Origin of the sequence: Chryseobacterium proteolyticum, assembly GCF_046591535.1 — a bacterium.
GTDB lineage: Bacteria > Bacteroidota > Bacteroidia > Flavobacteriales > Weeksellaceae > Chryseobacterium > Chryseobacterium proteolyticum.
The window spans coordinates 329,062-347,248 of sequence record NZ_JBJLWK010000005.1 but is presented as its reverse complement, the minus strand read 5'-3'; the positions used below and the strand labels follow the sequence as shown (position 1 = coordinate 347,248).

14 protein-coding genes are annotated in these 18,187 nt (G+C 37.8%); 2 read left to right on the top strand and 12 right to left on the bottom strand.

Features of this window, described 5'->3' with window-relative positions; all coding sequences use genetic code 11:
• Positions 1-103: 103 nt before the first annotated feature.
• Together ACJ5H0_RS19380 and ACJ5H0_RS19375 are read left to right on the top strand one after the other, a co-directional pair.
• Positions 104-739 (top strand): LysE family translocator, encoded by a 636-nt coding sequence (locus tag ACJ5H0_RS19380; protein WP_411251549.1) that lies wholly within the window; start codon positions 104-106, stop codon positions 737-739.
• Positions 740-898: 159 nt separating this feature from the next.
• Positions 899-2,746: a hypothetical protein gene (locus ACJ5H0_RS19375; protein ID WP_411251548.1), complete on the top strand. Its 1,848-nt coding sequence runs from the start codon at positions 899-901 to the stop codon at positions 2,744-2,746.
• A gap of 114 nt (positions 2,747-2,860) precedes the next feature.
• Here ACJ5H0_RS19375 and polA read toward each other — a convergent pair whose 3' ends face one another.
• The 12 genes from polA to ACJ5H0_RS19315 form a co-directional block, all read right to left on the bottom strand.
• Positions 2,861-5,686: a DNA polymerase I gene (gene polA, locus ACJ5H0_RS19370; RefSeq protein ID WP_411251546.1), complete on the bottom strand. Its 2,826-nt coding sequence runs from the start codon at positions 5,684-5,686 to the stop codon at positions 2,861-2,863.
• Between the two features lie 114 nt (positions 5,687-5,800).
• The gene (locus tag ACJ5H0_RS19365; RefSeq protein ID WP_172284117.1) at positions 5,801-6,304 is read right to left on the bottom strand and encodes a toxin-antitoxin system YwqK family antitoxin; all 504 of its coding nucleotides are present in this window, start codon (positions 6,302-6,304) and stop codon (positions 5,801-5,803) included.
• A gap of 9 nt (positions 6,305-6,313) precedes the next feature.
• Positions 6,314-7,921 (bottom strand): hypothetical protein, encoded by a 1,608-nt coding sequence (locus tag ACJ5H0_RS19360; RefSeq protein ID WP_411251544.1) that lies wholly within the window; start codon positions 7,919-7,921, stop codon positions 6,314-6,316.
• Between the two features lie 92 nt (positions 7,922-8,013).
• Positions 8,014-8,409 (bottom strand): hypothetical protein, encoded by a 396-nt coding sequence (locus ACJ5H0_RS19355; protein WP_306614297.1) that lies wholly within the window; start codon positions 8,407-8,409, stop codon positions 8,014-8,016.
• A gap of 53 nt (positions 8,410-8,462) precedes the next feature.
• Positions 8,463-8,876, bottom strand: coding sequence for an immunity 70 family protein (locus ACJ5H0_RS19350; RefSeq protein ID WP_306614299.1), 414 nt, complete (start codon positions 8,874-8,876; stop codon positions 8,463-8,465).
• 25 nt (positions 8,877-8,901) lie between these two features.
• Entirely contained in the window at positions 8,902-10,413 is a 1,512-nt protein-coding gene (locus ACJ5H0_RS19345; RefSeq protein WP_411251542.1) for a hypothetical protein, read from the bottom strand.
• A gap of 47 nt (positions 10,414-10,460) precedes the next feature.
• Positions 10,461-10,718, bottom strand: a complete 258-nt coding sequence (locus ACJ5H0_RS19340) for a hypothetical protein (protein WP_411251540.1) — start codon at positions 10,716-10,718, stop codon at positions 10,461-10,463.
• Positions 10,693-11,583, bottom strand: a complete 891-nt coding sequence (locus tag ACJ5H0_RS19335) for a hypothetical protein (RefSeq protein ID WP_172284105.1) — start codon at positions 11,581-11,583, stop codon at positions 10,693-10,695. The genes ACJ5H0_RS19340 and ACJ5H0_RS19335 overlap by 26 nt, the downstream gene beginning before the upstream one ends.
• A gap of 8 nt (positions 11,584-11,591) precedes the next feature.
• Positions 11,592-13,757, bottom strand: a complete 2,166-nt coding sequence (locus ACJ5H0_RS19330; RefSeq protein ID WP_273650854.1) for a type VI secretion system Vgr family protein — start codon at positions 13,755-13,757, stop codon at positions 11,592-11,594.
• Positions 13,758-14,005: 248 nt separating this feature from the next.
• On the bottom strand, positions 14,006-14,419 hold the full coding sequence (gene tssD / locus ACJ5H0_RS19325; protein WP_172284101.1) for a type VI secretion system tube protein TssD: 414 nt from the start codon (positions 14,417-14,419) through the stop codon (positions 14,006-14,008).
• Positions 14,420-14,724: 305 nt separating this feature from the next.
• Entirely contained in the window at positions 14,725-17,043 is a 2,319-nt protein-coding gene (locus ACJ5H0_RS19320; RefSeq protein ID WP_411251535.1) for a TonB-dependent siderophore receptor, read from the bottom strand.
• A 140-nt stretch (positions 17,044-17,183) separates the two neighbouring features.
• Positions 17,184-18,179: a DUF2931 family protein gene (locus tag ACJ5H0_RS19315; RefSeq protein ID WP_306614306.1), complete on the bottom strand. Its 996-nt coding sequence runs from the start codon at positions 18,177-18,179 to the stop codon at positions 17,184-17,186.
• Positions 18,180-18,187 lie beyond the last annotated feature (8 nt).

Sequence of the window (18,187 nt, the reverse complement as noted above, 5' to 3'; positions counted from 1 at the left end):
TGATTAAAAAAACCTGTAAAAAAGTTTTATGAAGTGAAAAAGCAAGATCGGAATAGTATTTAGACTTTCCTTTTAATGCATTTTTATACCTTTGTGAAAAATTATGATTCCTATCCATGATCTTTTATTTTTCGCTCTGGCAGCGCTTATTCTGGTCATAAGTCCCGGACCTAACATGATCTATTTGATTTCAAGATCCATTACACAGGGAAAAAAAGCGGGACTGATTTCTCTTGCCGGTGTGGTCTGTGGCTTTTTATTTCATATTGTCATGGTTTCTTTTGGACTTACCGCTGTATTATTTGCGGTTCCATATGCCTATATTATTTTAAAAACATTGGGAACAGTATATCTTTTATACCTTGCTTATCAGGCTATCAAGCCCAACAGTAAGAACATCTTTGAAATGGATCAGGACATGACCATAGATAGTCCCCGAAAACTCTTTACCGTTGGTTTTTTAACGAATGTTCTTAATCCAAAGGTTGCTGTTTTTTACCTTTCCTTTTTCCCACAGTTTATAAAGCCTCAATATGGCTCTATTTTTACACAAAGCATTGAACTCGGGCTGATACAGGCCTTCACAAGTTTCACCATCAATTTCATCATTGTTCTGACCGCAGCAAAAGTAGCTTCCTTTTTTGCTAAAAATCCTCTCTGGGTGCGAATACAAAAATGGTTTATGGCCAGTGTACTGGTTTTTCTCGCCGTGAAAATGGCACTTTCAAAAGCTAAATAGATTCAGTAATTCTAATAAAAAATTAACCGTATTAATAGCAGCCTTAACAATAGTTTAAGGCTTTTTCTTATTTAAAAAAATAGCGAAAAAGGGTAATTGAAACTGAATGGGGATTATTCCAACTTTGTTTAGAGATAAAACTAACCAAAACAAAGAGCCATGAAAAATTATTTATCAAAAACTTTAAGCCTATTCAGCGTCTTGCTTTTTCTAGGCAGCTGTACTCCGCTAAAAACCGCATTGAATAAAAAATTTCCGCCTGTTTCTACCATCGACCAGCAATATACCTCGGTTGAAAAAAACCTTTCTGAGCTTACTGATTTCAGCCCCCATATAGGAGTAAATATAGATAGGGATATCATTCTGCAATATTTACCTCCTGAGATCAAAAAAGCAGCGGAAGCGATAAATGATGAGAACATCCTGGTACAAAATGTAACTCCAAAACTATCCTTTGATAAACAGGGAATATTTGTAGAAGCTGATTTTTCAGTCAGGTTTCCTAAATATAGTATAGAAGCCACCGGGAATTTCAAAGGGGTTACTGCTGTTTCTAGCAAATCAGATTCTTTATACCTGAGAAGTGCTTTAACTTCTTTAAAAATTGAAAGCATTCAATTTTTGAAACATCCCAAAATATCACAAAAGGTATTGGCAAAATTACTTTCCCCCATTCTTAAAAATTATATCGACAATGTGAACGGACAAATTTTTAAAAAGCCAACAATTATTAATATTGGCTGGGGACAATCTTATCAGCTTAGCCTAAAGGAAATGTTTAAAAATCCGGATACTGAAATTATCGCTGACTCCATAAGAATATCACGGTTTGTAAAAAAATCATCGGTAAGAATACAATCCACAGGTATTTCGATAATGGCTGAATTAACAAAAGAAAAGCCTTTAATTAATGACTTAATAAGTATTTCTCAAAGCAAACCTAGAAATGAAGCTGAATTATCTAAACTGTTCAAATCATTTAGTGAAAGGTATGACAATTTATGGCTAAGCGTTTTTGAACCTATTGATGCAAAATCTTCAGTAACGGCTAATGTAAGTAAAGCAGAGATTTCATCGATTTTCAACGAAGCCTTTTCCACTCCTATTATTTTAAAACAGAATTTCATTATTCCTCAGACTTCATTCAATGAGAAGCTGGAAGTAAAAAGAGGTGATATCAACTGCCAGAAAGTAAGGACCAATTTTAAATATCCAGATTTCAACGGCCCAAGTTGTAACTGGAGCTGCTCCAGATGGGACCCGATATGTCACAGTACAAGGGCTGCGTGCAGAGTACGAAGAGAGGCGCAAAGAGTCATTTGGCAGGCCGCCCGTGAAACGGCTCGTATTGCTCATCAGGTTGAAAATGAAGCCAAAGTAGCAGCCTGTAACGTCTGGCGGGAAACCCTGGATTTCTTAGCTTTGGGAAGATTTAAAGGAGAAATATCCGGTAACGGAAAAGCGTTTGTTCATTTTCAATCCCTCCGTTTTAATCCGGATCTTTCAGAAATGAGCATGCAATACTATGGTAATGTCGATGCTACTCTGCAGTCCAATCTTGAGTTAAAGCCTATTGACCTTGGACATATTTTCTTTTGCTTTTCCGATTATGATAAAAGAGTATCAAGTGATATTGAAATTAGTATACCAGAGTCCGTATCAAAAATATCTATCACCTCAGCACGTGAAGGAGAAAACCTTCTTTTACATATCAAGCCCGATGATATATTATACAATGCATCTATACAACCAAGTCCTCTTCATAGTCTTCTGCTGGACCCTAAATTTCAGGTACAATGTCCTATCAGTGTTTTATTAACCTTAGGGCAAATAGGAATTGCTGCCGGAGAGTTTCTTAACATGGTTAAATTAGCTCCCGAACAAAAATTATTACTTTTGGGACGGACAAATGGAAAATACAGCATCGATAGCTTTAGAATTCCGTTCAAACCCATTGAGTTTAAAATCAATGGTGTACAAAAAAAAATCGTCTGTATTCTGGAATAGTAAATCGATACAGTTCACCTATTTGGAACCAATCCTTTAAGATCAATAATTATCAACGAAAAAATGCTGAATTGAATTCAGCATTTTTTTATTGTTACATGAAACAATTGTATTTTAATGGGCTTCCAGCCAGTTGTTCCCTACTCCAACCTCAACCAATAAAGGAACCTGCGTTTCGATGGCACTTTCCATTTCGGTTTTGATAAGTTTTGTAGCTACTTCAATTTCTTCGATCGGCGATTCAAATACCAATTCGTCATGTACCTGCAGCAGCATTTTGGTTTGAAGATTTTGTTCATCCAGTTGCTTGTCAATTTTGATCATTGCCATTTTTACAACATCTGCCGCGCTTCCCTGAACAGGAGCATTGACGGCATTCCGCTCTGCATGGCCACGCACAACAAAGTTATTGGAGTTGATATCTTTTAAATGACGCTTTCTTCCTAAAATAGTTTCTACATATCCTAGCTCGCGGGCTTTTTTAACCTGCTCAGCCATATACTCTTTCAGCTTCGGATAGGTCTCAAAATAAGCTTCGATCATCTGTTTGGCTTCTGATCTGGATAGCCCTGTTTGTTCTGCTAGTGCGAAAGCGCCCTGACCGTAAATGATTCCGAAGTTAACTGTTTTAGCCTGCCCTCTTTGTGTTTTGGATACTTCTTCCAAAGGAATTTTAAAGAGTTTCGCAGCTGTAGAAGCGTGGATATCTTCACCGTCCTGGAACGCTTTGATCATATTATTTTCACCTGAAATCTCAGCAATCAGACGTAATTCGATCTGAGAATAATCGGCTGAGATGATTTTCTTTCCTTCTCCGGAAACAAATGCACCACGAATCTGTTGTCCTCTCAATGTTCTGATCGGAATATTCTGCAAATTCGGATTTACACTTGCCAGACGTCCGGTTGCAGCAGTTGTCTGCGAGAAATTGGTATGTACACGCTCATCTTTATCAATCTGGGATGGTAAGGCATCTACATATGTTGATTTCAGTTTCTGATAGGTTCTGTATTCCAGGATATGCTGAATGATCTCATGCTTTGAAGAAAGTTTTTGAAGAACATCTTCTGAAGTAGCATATTGCCCTGTTTTAGTTTTTTTAGCTTTCGGATCAAGCTGCATCTTTTCAAATAATATTTCTCCTAATTGCTTAGGAGAGTTCATATTGAATTCCTCCCCTGAAAACTCGAAAATTTTAGATTCAAGCTGTTTCAGATCGTTTTCAAGGTCAATACTTTCCTGAGCCAACCATTTTTCATCAAGAGAAATCCCCGCCAGTTCCATTTTTGCCAGAACGACCATTAATGGCATTTCTATTTTAAAAAACAGGTCTTCAAGGTTTTCTTTTTTCAATTGCGGAGCAAAAAGCTCATATAATTGGAACGTTACATCTGCGTCTTCCGCAGCATAGTCCGTTTGTGTCCTTAAATCTGCGTCTCTGAAAGTTCCCTGCTTCTTACCTTTTTTACCAATAATGGTTTCTATGGAAACAGGTTTATAATTTAAATATACTTCTGAAAGGTAATCCATTCCGTGTCTTCCGTCCGGATTCAGAAGATAATGAGCAATCATGGTATCGAACATTGCACCTTTTACAGTAATGCCGTATTGCTTTAATATCTTGTAATCGAATTTCAGGTTATGGGCTACCTTAAGAAGATCTTCCTTTTCAAAAAAAGGTCTGAAAATTTCTAATGTTTGCAGCACTTCTCCTTGATCTTCTGACAAAGGTATGTAATAAGCCAATCCTTTCTTATACGAGAAACTCATTCCTACCAATTCAGCTTCCAGCTCATTTAAAGAAGTTGTTTCGGTATCAAAACATACTACCCTTTGCTGTAATAAATTGTTAACAAGGATTTTCTGTGCCTTAGGATTATCTATAAACTGGTATAAGTGTTCGTTGTGTTCTATTGTTGATTTTGTAGAAGTCGCCTGATCCAATTCCTCATAAGTAGCAAACAGATCAAGTTGTGTAACCTGACCCTTTACCTGAGTTCCGGCAGAAGTCTGTGTAACCTCAACCTCACTTACCACAACAGTTTCTGTAGGAGCAAAAGCACGGTAAAGATTTTCATATAATCTTCTGAATTCTATCTCGTCAAAAACCTGTTTTACTTTTTCAAAATCGGGAGTTTCAAGATCGTATTGTTCCTGATGGAATTCGATAGGAGCATCACAGATAATGGTGGCTAATTTTTTGGATAAAATTCCTCTTTCTGCCGACGCTTCTACTTTTTCTTTCAATTTCCCTTTTAACTGATGGGTATTGGCTAAAAGATTTTCGATACTTCCGTATTCTTTCAGGAATTTCATCGCGGTTTTTTCTCCTACTCCTTCTAATCCCGGAATATTATCTACGGCATCCCCCATCATCGCCAGGAAGTCAATCACCTGTTTCGGATCATCGATTTCATATTTAGCTTTTACTTCTTCTACACCAAGAATTTCTATATCTCCTCCCTTTAAACCTGGTTTATAGATCTTGATTTTATCGGTAACCAATTGGGCAAAGTCTTTATCCGGTGTTACCATAAAAGTAGTATATCCTTCTTTTTCTGCTTTGCAGGCAATGGTACCGATTACGTCATCCGCTTCATATCCTTCAACCCCTAAGTAAGGGATATGCATGGCTTCCAAAATCCTGTGAATGTACGGAACGGCAATCTTGATCGCCTCAGGGGTTTCACTTCTGTTTGCCTTATAATCTGCAAAATCATCTGTTCTTACACTGGCTTGTCCTACATCAAACACCACTGCCAAATGCGTAGGTCTTTCTCTTCTGATCAATTCGATCAGAGAGTTTGTAAAACCAAAAATAGCCGAAGTATCAATTCCCGTACTCGTTAACCTTGGATTTCTGATCAATGCGTAATATCCTCTGAAAATCATCGCATAAGCATCGATGAGAAATAACCTTTTATCTTGAGTTGCGTCCATATTTTCTATAATGAACAAATATAAGAAAATAGGAATATTTATGTTCTACAATTAAAGATGAGATTTTTAATTTTAAAGTTCCATCAAATAAAAAAAGACCTTTTCAGGTCTTCTTTATTTTTTACTATAATTAAGATGCGGATTATCCGGTTTAAATTCATAATTAAACAATTCTTCTTTGGAAAGGCTTAACAATTCCCGTATATAATCCGGCAAAAATTCTCCGAATTTATCCTGGTAAGAAGTTGTTTCCTGAAATGTCCCATCAATAAGTTCAATAGATTTCAGATACTCATTATTAAAAACGATGCTTGCATTTACAATATTCCCATCTTCATCATATTCTTTTGAAACACCATACATTACATTGCCTTTGTTTTCATTAGCCTGCTCCAGATTTCCGTCAGAATCATAGATGTATTCGATCCCATTTTTGTAGCCATTCTTATATTGGGCTTCAGATTCTATAGCATCTTTGAATTTTACATATATTTCTCCCGTAAAGGGTTCTTTACATTCTTTATCTAAAAAATATACAGCAAATCCGTTACTATCATTTTTAGTATACAAACGATCATCAGTATCTTCTAATCTCAACTCTGCATTTTTGTCAATCATATAAGTTTATTATTTATGTCCATGAGTGTTTATTCCATCTGTCAGGAAACCGCAATGAGGGCATCTTACCTTAGGAGGAGGTGTTCCATTATTATTTTTAATTGCATTATTCTGTAAATCCCTATTGTGAAGATCCATTTCCCGGATTGAATTTTCATCTACCGGAAGACCGGCTTCCCTTCTTGCTTTTAAAGCCTGATCGTAAGCTCTTATTTCAGAGTGAGCTGCTAATCGGTTGTCTGCAGTTTCAGGAAGTTTTATTTCACCACTTTTAATTTTGGCTTCGTACTCTGCTACTTTTTGTTTGATAAGAGGATCTGCACCACCCAATTCAGGAGGATCACTCAACCATTTTTCATAAGCATTCTTGCCTGTTACGTTATTTTTAAAGTTTTGTCCAAAAAAGGTTTTACCTGTTGCAGGATCATATACGCCTGATAAACATGGTCCCCTTTCTTTAGCACTTTGAGTTTCTACAATTTCTTTAGCCTTCGCCTCTGTATCAGCAATTAATTTATCACTAGGCTTTTGAGGTGTACTTTCATAAGCATCACCTTTTTTATTTTCTCCGGAATTGTTTTGCCCTTCATCACCTTGTCCTTTATTTCCTTTAGGTCCATCTTCCTCTGCCGCTTGATGTTTCTCGTCTTTTGGTGGTTCTTCGTCCTTTGGCTGACCTTCATCTTTTGGTTTTCCTTCTTCTTTATTAGCGGTATTTCCGTCATTATCAGAAGGAGTATTTCCATCCTTATCACCACCGCTGTTTGATTCTTTTATTGGCGGAGCAGGTTCTTTCACTTTAATATTAAGCAAATATAGGAAAAGAAGATAATCGGACGGATGGGCCTGTCCGGTAAAAATACGTTTTCCCATGCCTATTTCAGGAATTCCTCCGTTGACTAAAGCAGCTCCGGCATCACCGGCATCCTGAACATTTCCATAAGCATGCTCATTAGCCAGCGCATTTAATCCGAACAATGCACGACTGCCTCCCCAAATTCCGGTAAAACTTCCGGCAACGTTTGAGAGAACACTGGAAAAGGTTGGCGCTGCTACGGCTAGTGATCCGCCTGCCAGTCCCGAGACCAGAAATCCTCCAGCCCCTACCGCCGCACCACCAAGAGCACAGCCTGCAAGCTGAGTAACATAATTAAAGCTACCCAAAGCTAAAGCATGGGTCCAGCTTTTGATTTCAGGAGCAAATTTCACCACTCCACCTATAGAACAGGTCATTGTACGGTCTCCTGTAATACCTGGAGTTCCTGTAAGTATTAGATTGCTCTTACTTCCATCCCATGTTCTTGCTGTTGCATTTTTTTGCCCACACTTCAACGCTCCGTCTACGGCTGCAATAACTCCACCTGCAACCCCAGCAGCTGCGCCTATAGCCATCATTCCGATAAGGCCAATAGCAGCAACTCCTCCGGTACCTACAATTAAGGCAACTACTACCACTACTGCCACAGCAGTTAAAAGTGCAGCCCAAAGCATATTTTTTGTACAGCCGAAATCGATCCAGCTGCTTGTAGCCGTATCCGCTACAGTGATATAGACTTCTCCTGAGCTTTTTTTTATTGCTTTTTCTGGTTCCCTGCAATTGTGCAGGCATTGCACCACTGGAGCACATCCAGAAGTCTTTTTCTGTAATAATCTTATTTCCCATATCTGGTTTTAGGATTTATATTTTATATGGGGTTGTATATTTTAAATTAAAAAATAAGGCAGTTCCTTACATTTCCCAGAAACACTCTTTTATTAAGAAATTTCATTTTATTATCTTCTATTTTATAAACCAGGCCAAAAGAATACCCTGAACCTTCATCAACATTATATACCTGAGAAACAATAGCATCAAAACTACCGTCTTTAAGAGTAATCTTATTACTGTAGATTAAAACCACCGTCTCTTCATCAATGCTTTCTATTTCTTCTTCTGCCATTTCAATAGCTTCATCCAAAGAGTCCGCAATCATCTTTTTAATATTTTTTTCGCCAAAATAAATAAATGGAGAAAACCGCACGCCATTCTGAATATTTTCAATCGCAATCTCTTCTCCTTTTTCTACTTCAGCTTGTAAGTCTTTTTCTAAATCTTCAAATTCCATGAATCTTCATTTCTCTTGGTAAGCTTTGTTTTTTAATATACTTGTAGTAAAGATTACATACTATGGATATTAATATCTTTATTAACACTTTTTGCAGCATCAAAGGCTTTATAGAAGACATTAAAAAGATCTTCACCATCATTGGTATAAAAATAATTGGACAGATCGGTTATTCTTTCGGCAATATTATCTCCCCAAGGTGGTTGTTTCGACAGATCCTCAATATCCCACACTACCATAGATGGTGAATATTCTTCCAATTCTTTTTGGATCGTTTTTAATTCATTAATTGCTTCATCTACCTTATCTGCGGGTAAAGTTTTATAATACAATTCATTCATTAGCAATGGAAATCTACTGCCCCATTTATTATTTTCCAGATTATAAGCAATTGTAGAAAAAAAAGAATGTAAAAAATCACCCGTGCCTATCTTATAAAATATAGGTCCTACCTTTAATCCTGTCATTATTTATTTTTTATAAATATATTAATTATTGAATAAAAATTACCTCCAGATTCGGACAACTCTTTTGAATACTAGATTCTAACTGAACTAATGCCTCAGGAGACATATTTTGACCTCTAACATCAATTACTGCTGTCTGTCTTGTTCCTGGTGGAAGATTTTGTAATCTGTCTGTATATTGTCTGTTAAGCTCATTCGTTAAATTTCTTCGACCCGTATTAGATGTGACATCATAATTTTTCACCTCAACGCTATGTCCTGTATTATATAAATCAGGCCTTGTACTTCCTTCCGTTCCATACGGCACTTCTTTGCCATCAATGAAACTTTTTTGAGTATCATAACCAGGATACATTTGTTCCGCATCAATTTCACTTTTTCTCCAGCTTGGTCGATTTGTATCATTTGGGTTATTAGGATTAGGTTCGGTTGGTTCTGCAACCTGGGCATTAGGATCCTTAACGAATTTATGAGTTTGAGAATCTTTCAATCTTCCATTGCTATCTCTATAGGTACCAGGCGGATCACCAGGCTGACTACTTTCATAAGAATTTGCTTCCCCGCCTTCATTGGGTTTTGTTGTTGTTTCTCCTTGTCCTTTGCTTCCATTAGCTCCTTCTTCTTCAGGCGTTTTGTTTCCTTCTTCTTTAGAAGTATTATTTCCATCTTTATCGCCTCCACTATTCTGCTCTTTAATGGGTGGTGCAGGTTCCTTCACTTTTATATTTAATAAATATAAAAACAGAAGATAGTCAGAAGGATGAGCCTGTCCGGTAAAAATACGCTGTCCCATGCCTATTTCAGGAATTCCTCCATTGACTAAAACAGCTCCGGCGTCCCCGGCATCCTGAACATTTCCATAAGCATGCTCATTAGCCAGCGCATTCAATCCGAACAATGCACGACTGCCTCCCCAAATTCCGGTAAAACTTCCGGCAACGTTTGAGAGAACACTGGAAAAGGTTGGCGCTGCTACGGCTAGTGATCCGCCTGCCAGTCCCGAGACTAGAAATCCTCCGGCTCCTACCGCCGCACCACCAAGGGCACAGCCTGCAAGCTGAGTAACATAATTAAAGCTACCCAAAGCTAAAGCATGGGTCCAGCTTTTGATTTCAGGGGCAAATTTTACCACCCCACCTATAGAACAGGTCATGGTACGGTCTCCTGTAATACCTGGAGTCCCTGTAAGAAGAAGATTATTTTTACTGGCATCCCATGTTCTTGCCGTCGCATTTTTTTGCCCACACTTCAATGCTCCGTCTACGGCTGCAATAACTCCTCCTGCAACTCCTGCCGCTGCGCCGATGGCCATCATTCCGATAAGACCTATGGCAGCAACACCTCCGGTACCTACAATTAAGGCGACCACTACCACTACAGCCACAGCAGTTAAAAGTGCGGCCCAAAGCATATTCTTTGTACAGCCAAAATCTATCCAGCTGCTTGTAGCGGTATCCGCAACAGTAATGTAGACTTCTCCTGAGCTTTTTTTTATTGCTTTTTCTGGTTCCCTGCAATTGTGCAGGCATCGCACCACTGGAGCACATCCAAAAATCTTTTTCTGTAATAATCTTATGTCCCATATTACAGTCTTTTTAGGGTTTGTTTTCGAGTATGGGCTTTTATCCTGTTTCTATCATCGATCCGCTGATGCTCAATTCCGTAAACGGTTTTTCTGATAAATTTCTCCTGATCTTTTTCATATTCTTTAGCCATAAAGATGAAAAAGCTTTTAATACAGTTTTTCCTGTCGAATTTTAAATTAAATCCGAAGCGGTAATTTCTTATAGAAATGCTCTTTATATAAGACTTTACATCAGGAAGTCGCTGTATTGTATTCATCTGACATTTTATATTTAAGAATTTCGTCGCTATAAAATGTATATTTCAATTTTGCATAAAGATTTTCAGGATCGGCAATTTCTTCTCTCGTAAGGGAAGCTTCTATGATTCTTCCTGTAGATTTTTCCGTTCTGTAAATCCCTTTTTCGTTGAGTGAGGTTTCCAGTTTGGAAACATCGATCTGATTGGAAAACTGAATATACGCCCGGTTATAAAATCCTATGTTCAATAAAATGGATGGTTCTCCGGAAAGTTCTACAATCATTTCATCGGAAGACAGTAATGGGTTACTGCTATTCTTCAGGTCAAAACTCCAGTGTACATTGGCTGAATTAAAAAGGTTTAATGCATTTTCCTTGTAATTTCCCGGGATTTTTCGTCCATAGATTTTATTAAAATACATCAGGAAAAATTCATTATTCTGAATGCCTTCTATCAGCTTCTTTTCATCCTGGAAGATGTTATCATTTAAGATAATCGCATTTTTAATTTCAGGATTATTTTCTGCTATCTTTTCCATTTCAGCCTTGGTCTGCTGCCACTTTGAACGAATGACATTCATATTGGAAACTTCCACGACTTTGCCTTCACTATTTATGGTCAGATATAATTCATTATACAACCTGGAAAACGCATTCGTAAGTGCTGCCACCTCTTTAATTAGAGGATTATTGGCTTCAAGAAGAATGTGGTCCAGAACAATTATTTTTACTTTAATATGATCCTCTGCTACCTGTAGAACGGTGAAATCCCATCTTAACTGAGAACGGGAAATCATGTGTACATTTACCGCTTTAATATCTGAATCTATTATAAGAGTATATTGTTCAGAAAATTTATCTTTTATGTTGAATGATTCACTCATAGATCTGTTTAATTAATAAATGCGTCCCCACCATCGATCTTGGTCTGTCCGCCACCGAGATGATTGGCAGGAGATGAAAGATCAATTCCTTTGGTACCTACAACTCCGATTCCCTCTCCACTGATTCCAATGATCTTTCCGCTGAGGATAATTGTTCCGTCAGCTTTTAATGTAATTGAACTGGCACCTGTCTTGATGGTTACATTCGTGTCGCATTCTAAAGATATATTTCCGGCATTATCCATTGAAAATACAGAATTGGCACCACCGCCATCTTTACTTCCGACATTGATGACATTTTTGCTACCTGTATTTACTGTATTGTTATTACCTACTTTTACTGTCTTATTGTTATTGGCATTGGTCGTTGCATTACCGGCACCATCAAACTTCATATTCGCACCTCCCTGATCTGTTAAAAAAACAGAACCTGCTCCGTCATCCAGTTCCAGTTTATTACCACTTCTGCTGCTTAAGCTTTTAATATTATTTCCTGCGCCACCGCCACCGCCAACACCTCCGTGAAACATACCTCCCATAACAAAAGGACGGTCCGGATGTTGATGAACGAAATTAACCACAACCTGATCGCCGACTTCAGGGATGGCCATAAATCCACGATTTTTGCTTACTTTTTCACTTCCTCCACCATCGGGAGTCATCACTCTGATAAATTCCGTGGTTGCAGATCCGTTTTGCCAGTCAAACTGTACCTGTACACGACCCTGGTTTAAGGGATCGGTATTGGAGATCACTTTGGCAAACTGAGGTTCTGCTTTAGGGGTTTCAAACTCCGGCCGTGGAATAAATCCTGTATCAGATGCAATCGCATCAAATGTTCCTGTATAATATCCTCTTGCATCTACCTCGTGAGTCATATCTATGATCATGAGTTTTGTGAAATAAGAGGTTTCATTACTGTCTGTTTTCCGCATCTCAATATCGGCAGTACATCCTGGATACAGGAAAGGAACAGTAGTGGTTCCTGAAGTAATGAAAACACTGGATGCTTTACTTCCCGCAGTACCTTTTTGGGATGCGTCAATGTCCATAAATGATGAAGCCTTAATCGGAGCTACTCTCAGAGATGGCGTTGTAAATGTTTTTTCTGAAATTTCGTATGCACGCTTGGCAATATCTGAAGTATGGGTAATTTTTGAATTACCGGTGGTTAGTTTTTCATTCTTACTGCTGTTATACCCATAAAAAGTAGGATTAACATGCTGAGCCTTCATTCTTATTTTTATATCCTGAACGCTGCTGCCATAAGTAAGCTTGATTGGTTTTTCCTGAGGCGGCAATTTTCCGAAATGAAGAACTTCACCGTCATAATAGAATTGCTCACCATAGGCTTCGGCAATTCTTGCAAGATAATTATAATGGGTTTCCTCATATTGGGAGCTGTAAGAGACATTTCCATGTTGTGAATCAACCCGGAAGTCAAACTTATTTTGTCCCAATCCTTCTTTTATAACCTGATCTGCGATGCTATTTAAGCTTATTTCTTTACCTCCTCCAAAGCTCTGGATATGAGGAGCCGCATCAAGCAGAACGGTAGGACTTGATCCCGTAAGTACTACATTTCCAAGGCTGCCCTTCTCCTGGCTAAAACCTACTTCGGTAATAACCCCTACAAAACTTCTTTCAGGTCCATCTTCAACGTCTTTGTATTTAAATACGACAGTGATTCTTTTTCCAAGGAAATTTTGGGCTTCTTCAAGGTTATGGTTTTCCGGATTTCCCAGTGTATCATGAGCAAGCATTAAATCGAATTCATGATGTTTTGTAGCACTTTGTTTAAGCTTAAAGTGTTTAAAGTGTTTTACAATTTTTCCTTCAATAATAATATCAAGTTTTACCACCCTATTGATACCCATGATCTGGCTTTGAGGGAGCGCATTCGCATTATGTATTTTGGAAGTAGGTTGCTTGGACCATACTTTATCTTCTATAACAGAAGGAGCTGTAGGCTGCACAACCTGGTTCATAAAAAGACCGGAGGCATTTTGTGCCATGCCTGAATAAGCCTGAGCCTGGGATAGCTTTTGGGTTATTTTCTGAACTTTCGGATTTGCTTTTTCCTGTATTTTTTCACTACCCTTTTGTATTGCCTGTGTTTTCACTGTATCTCCCAGTTGTTCTGCAGGACCTTTTATATTTTTGGGCGCCGACATTTTCGGCGATTGACCATCCTTAAACATAATCTTACTATTTGAATTGATTAGCTGATGTTGTGAAATAAAATCATCTTATGATCAGATAATTTTCTATATTCCCTCTAAACCAAAAATCATAAACACCTAATTAATAGATATATATGATATTTTTATAGAGTTATGGATCTCAAAACGAAAAAACAGAATAGTCAACTCTGGTGAGTAAACTATTCTGTACCAATTTTATTTTTACTAGGATGGTTTAATTAATTGCTGCTTCCACCTGGCCAGATACCTTCATAGATACCGTTACCATAATGGATTTTTTCTGCACTTACGATGAAGCTGATCAGCATACTGTTGTCATCCACAGCATCAAAGTCTACTTCGTGCTGAATAACATATCCGTTCTCCCATGTTAAAGTAATTAATGTTCCTTCTTCGTGAGATTTATTGAAAGTAACTTCACCTGTTGTAGGCTTGTATTTCCCGTTAAGTAAGCTTTCTAAGATGTCAGATTTTTCTGTAGCTTCGATCGTTAATTTGATGATTGCGTTGGAAGGGTCAGAAGCTACACGTCCTGAAACGTCTGTAGATCTTGATACGCTGTAATTAAGCTTTAATAATTTCTGACCTTCGCCTCCGTTGAATTTTAAGATTCCTCTTGAATTTGCTGCCATGATTTGTAAATTTTAATCGTTAATATTTTGTGATGTGGTGTTCAATTGTATAGCAAATATAGATTGCTTATTCTTAATCTGAAACTTTTTGATCACCTATCTGAGTTTTTGTAGTAATTCTACGATAACAGAAATAAATAACACATTAAAACACTTATAATCAAATAATTATAATTAAAATTCAGTCAATATATCTAATTATTTTTAACACCCATCCGAGAGATATTAACAAAAAATTAATAAAATTTAGAAGGTGTTAACATAAGATTAGATTCAAAAAAAGCTGTGAAAATCACAGCTTAAATTTAAAATTTATATGCAATACTCCCGAGGACCTGGGTCGGATTTTGTGGAGTTAATCTTACCGACCATGTTTTTTCATTGGTCAGGTTATTCACTTTTATTCCTGCTCTGAAATTTTTATGATCATAAAAGACTGTAGCATCTAAAGTAGTATATGCCGGGATAATAACTTTAGCTGTTGTCGTATTGGTATGGAAAGAATGATTTCCCTTATTTCCTCCAAAACCCACTCCGAGTCCTTTTAATTCTCCCGCCATGATTTGATAGCTCATCCATAAATTGTAAAGATTGGATGGTCCGGATAAAGCAGGACGCAACCCATTGATTTTTTCTTCTGCTTTGGTCATTTTACTGTCATTATAGGCATATCCAGCAATAATATTGAATCCACGAAAAGGGTTTGCAGTAAATTCTACCTCTACTCCTTTACTTCTCTGCCCTCCGTCTTGTAAAGAATACAGATTATTAACAGGATCAGGTCGCACCATATTTTTTACATCAATATCATAATAGCTCACTGTTCCTACCAGCTTATGTCCAAAAAGGTCTCCCTTTATTCCTATTTCTTTCTGGTTTGCCTGTTCCGGTTTGAAAGTGTTTCCGTTGATATCTGATCCTCCTTTATTGGTAAATCCATTCATATAGTTTCCGAAAATGGATACTTTGTCTTTTACCACCTGGTAAACCAAACCGAATTTTGGGGAAAAATTAGTCTGCCAGTAATCACCTGAGTTTACATTTTTAGCAATATCGGTAACTCCAAGATTTTGATATCGGTCTGCCCTCAGACTTACCATAGCCAGAAATCTGTCGGTAATATTGAAGACATCGGATGCATAAATAGCATAGCTGTTGTCTCCATTTTTTTCGATCCTTGGGGTTCCTGAACTAGCAAGATTATCTATCGTAGATTGATTGGCTGAATAGGGCGTATTGCTGGTAAAATCAAATGGAGCACCTGTCACCGTTACCCTGTCGAAACTATTCGCATTGTTGTAATAATCCAGCCCAATGATCAATCTGTTTCTATGTCCTGAAATCTGAAAGTCCCCAATAAAATTTTGTTGAATATTGGTCGCAATGAAATTGGTATTTCCCTTCATCACCTGTAAGCTTGCTTTTGTATCAGAAGTCCCATTGATGGCAGTAATGTATCCGTCTATGGTCGATCTTGCACGTGAGAAAACGGTTTGAGATGTCCAGTAATCAGAAATCTTATAGTTCATTTGTGCAAAAATATTCATCATTTCTGTTTCATAAGCAATATCATTGCTTCCAAACAACCGGTTATAAGGAAATCCCATATCAGCAATAGATTGTACTTTATTGCTTTTCAGGTAAGGATTAAACCTCACAACAGAGGTAGCCTTCTCGTGGCCATATTCGATGTCAAATAAAAGAGAAAGCCTGTCATTGATCTGATAGGAAATAGAGGGTGCCATTGAGATCGCATTACTAAATCCAAGATCCTGAAAGCTTTTCTGGTACGTGGCCGCACCATTTAACCGGAAAAGAATGGTCTTATCCTTATTCACTGGTGTATTAATATCTGCAGTAAACCTGTTGTAGTTCCAGCTTCCTGCCGTATAGGACACTTCTCCTCCGAAACCATTATACGGCTTTTTGGTTACCCTGTTAAATAAACCTCCATATGTCGACAGATTTGAGCCAAATAAGGTTGCCGAAGGTCCTTTAATAGCTTCAATTTTTTCAAGGTTTGCCGGATCAATGGTAGTGTAGGCAAAACCTGAGATCCCGTTTCTTACCATAGGCTCCGTGGTAAATCCACGGGAAAGGAATGTAACACGTCCCTGATTGGCAAGCATGGGAATTCCGGAACCCGGAATATTTTTTGAGATACTTCCCAGATTAACTGCAATCTGTTCCTGAATCAACTCTTTTGGAACACTGAGGTAAACCTGCGGGGTTTCGATATTTTTCAAGGGAAGCTTGGAAACATAAGGACTTTCCTTTTTAGAAAACTTATTGGTGACCGTAGATAAAGTAATTTCCTGAATAACGGAAATATTTTCTTTCTCCAGCTGGTAATTGACCACTGCTGGTTCATTCTGCTTTACATGTACTCCTACAATTTTCTCATTGGAGCCAATAACCTGTATTTTAAGGTGGTAATCTCCTTCCGGCAATTCATTAAAACTGAAGTTACCATTCTGATCAGTTAGGGTATGCTTATGAGTCTCTATCAGCTCTATGGTCGCTTCGGAGAGATTATCTCCATTATACTGTTTGAGAGTCCCGGAGATAGATCCTGAATTTTGGGCAAAAGCCCAACCCAAGCCCCCGAAAAAAAAAGGCAACAATAACGGCACGTTTCATTTAGTCAATTTTTCAGCCGCAAATGTAAGTTTTATTTATACTAAGTAAAAATAAGAATAGGTAACATTGATTAAAATCATGTCCCTGTTTCAAAAAGAAAAACCTTCTTTTATTTCTCTATTGATTATTTATAAGAATCGTGAAACTCTTTTTCGGTCTTGAAAATCCTTATGCTATCAGCCGGAAAAGGCTCCCCATTCAGAGAGATCTGAAATCCGCTGTTATCAGGAGCTATTGTTAGTTCAAGATTTCCCTTGCTTCCTGTTTTCCTGAAGGCTTCATTTGCTTTTTCCCAACTAAAAAAAGCACGCCCCAGGTATTGTTGTCCTTTTCCAGTTTCCCAGGTAAAGTTCAATTCTTTAGGTATTGCCCTTTCTTTGATCTGAATGTTATTAATCCATGGACGAAGCATCACTTCCGTTTCACCATTGTAAAAATCCAGGTTCATATCAAATAGGCGAAGTCCTTTATTCTGGGAAGTAATCAAAGGTTTCCAGGAATACTTTGTTCTATAATTATCCCATGTAACGGGTGATGCATCAGGATTAAAATCCCTTTTTTTAACCTCTTCTCTGGTCATACTCCATTTAGCAAACAGCTTTTTCTCAAGCTCTTTATCATTTTTTACTGCATCGGCCTGAAACCTGCCTAATTCTATTTGAACAGCACGAAAACGAAGCCATACAACTACCATTCCCTTGGGAGCAAAACCAAAAACCAAAGTTGAAAAGCTATTGTAAGGATTTTGTGCACTTCCAAAAGTTTCATTTCGTCCCAGGTTTTTATATTCCTGAAGTTCTTCGGTGTAAAGAGGAGCTTCACTTTGTGCATAAGCCCGTTCCATATAGTCTTTAATTTTATCTTCCGGAAAGTCCGCTTTCAGATGGTAAAAAGTATCTTCATACCCTGCATAGTAAGTAATATCAGCTCCAATCGGAGTTCCATGCTGCTCGGTCCATCCTTTTCCGGATGTCCCCCATTCACCTGATGTTCCGCCATAAGGCAAGCTGGCAGGAATGCCTTCGAGGGTTATGATCTTATCATCAACGAACTCTATTCTATATGGATTGGCTGGAGCACATATTTCTACCTGAAACTGGGGTATTTCTTTTTCTTTCATTTTCTGAC

Bases quoted from the DNA above. Each gene is read 5' to 3' on its own strand.
- ACJ5H0_RS19335 (WP_172284105.1), bottom strand. From the start codon at position 11,583: ATGAGTGAATCATTCAACATAAAAGATAAATTTTCTGAACAATATACT.
- ACJ5H0_RS19330 (WP_273650854.1), bottom strand. From the start codon at position 13,757: ATGTCGGCGCCCAAAAATATAAAAGGTCCTGCAGAACAACTGGGAGAT.
- ACJ5H0_RS19350 (WP_306614299.1), bottom strand. From the start codon at position 8,876: ATGACAGGATTAAAGGTAGGACCTATATTTTATAAGATAGGCACGGGT.
- tssD (WP_172284101.1), bottom strand. From the start codon at position 14,419: ATGGCAGCAAATTCAAGAGGAATCTTAAAATTCAACGGAGGCGAAGGT.
- ACJ5H0_RS19340 (WP_411251540.1), bottom strand. From the start codon at position 10,718: ATGAATACAATACAGCGACTTCCTGATGTAAAGTCTTATATAAAGAGC.
- ACJ5H0_RS19315 (WP_306614306.1), bottom strand. From the start codon at position 18,179: ATGAAAGAAAAAGAAATACCCCAGTTTCAGGTAGAAATATGTGCTCCA.
- polA (WP_411251546.1), bottom strand. From the start codon at position 5,686: ATGGACGCAACTCAAGATAAAAGGTTATTTCTCATCGATGCTTATGCG.
- ACJ5H0_RS19380 (WP_411251549.1), top strand. From the start codon at position 104: ATGATTCCTATCCATGATCTTTTATTTTTCGCTCTGGCAGCGCTTATT.
- ACJ5H0_RS19355 (WP_306614297.1), bottom strand. From the start codon at position 8,409: ATGGAATTTGAAGATTTAGAAAAAGACTTACAAGCTGAAGTAGAAAAA.
- ACJ5H0_RS19365 (WP_172284117.1), bottom strand. From the start codon at position 6,304: ATGATTGACAAAAATGCAGAGTTGAGATTAGAAGATACTGATGATCGT.
- ACJ5H0_RS19375 (WP_411251548.1), top strand. From the start codon at position 899: ATGAAAAATTATTTATCAAAAACTTTAAGCCTATTCAGCGTCTTGCTT.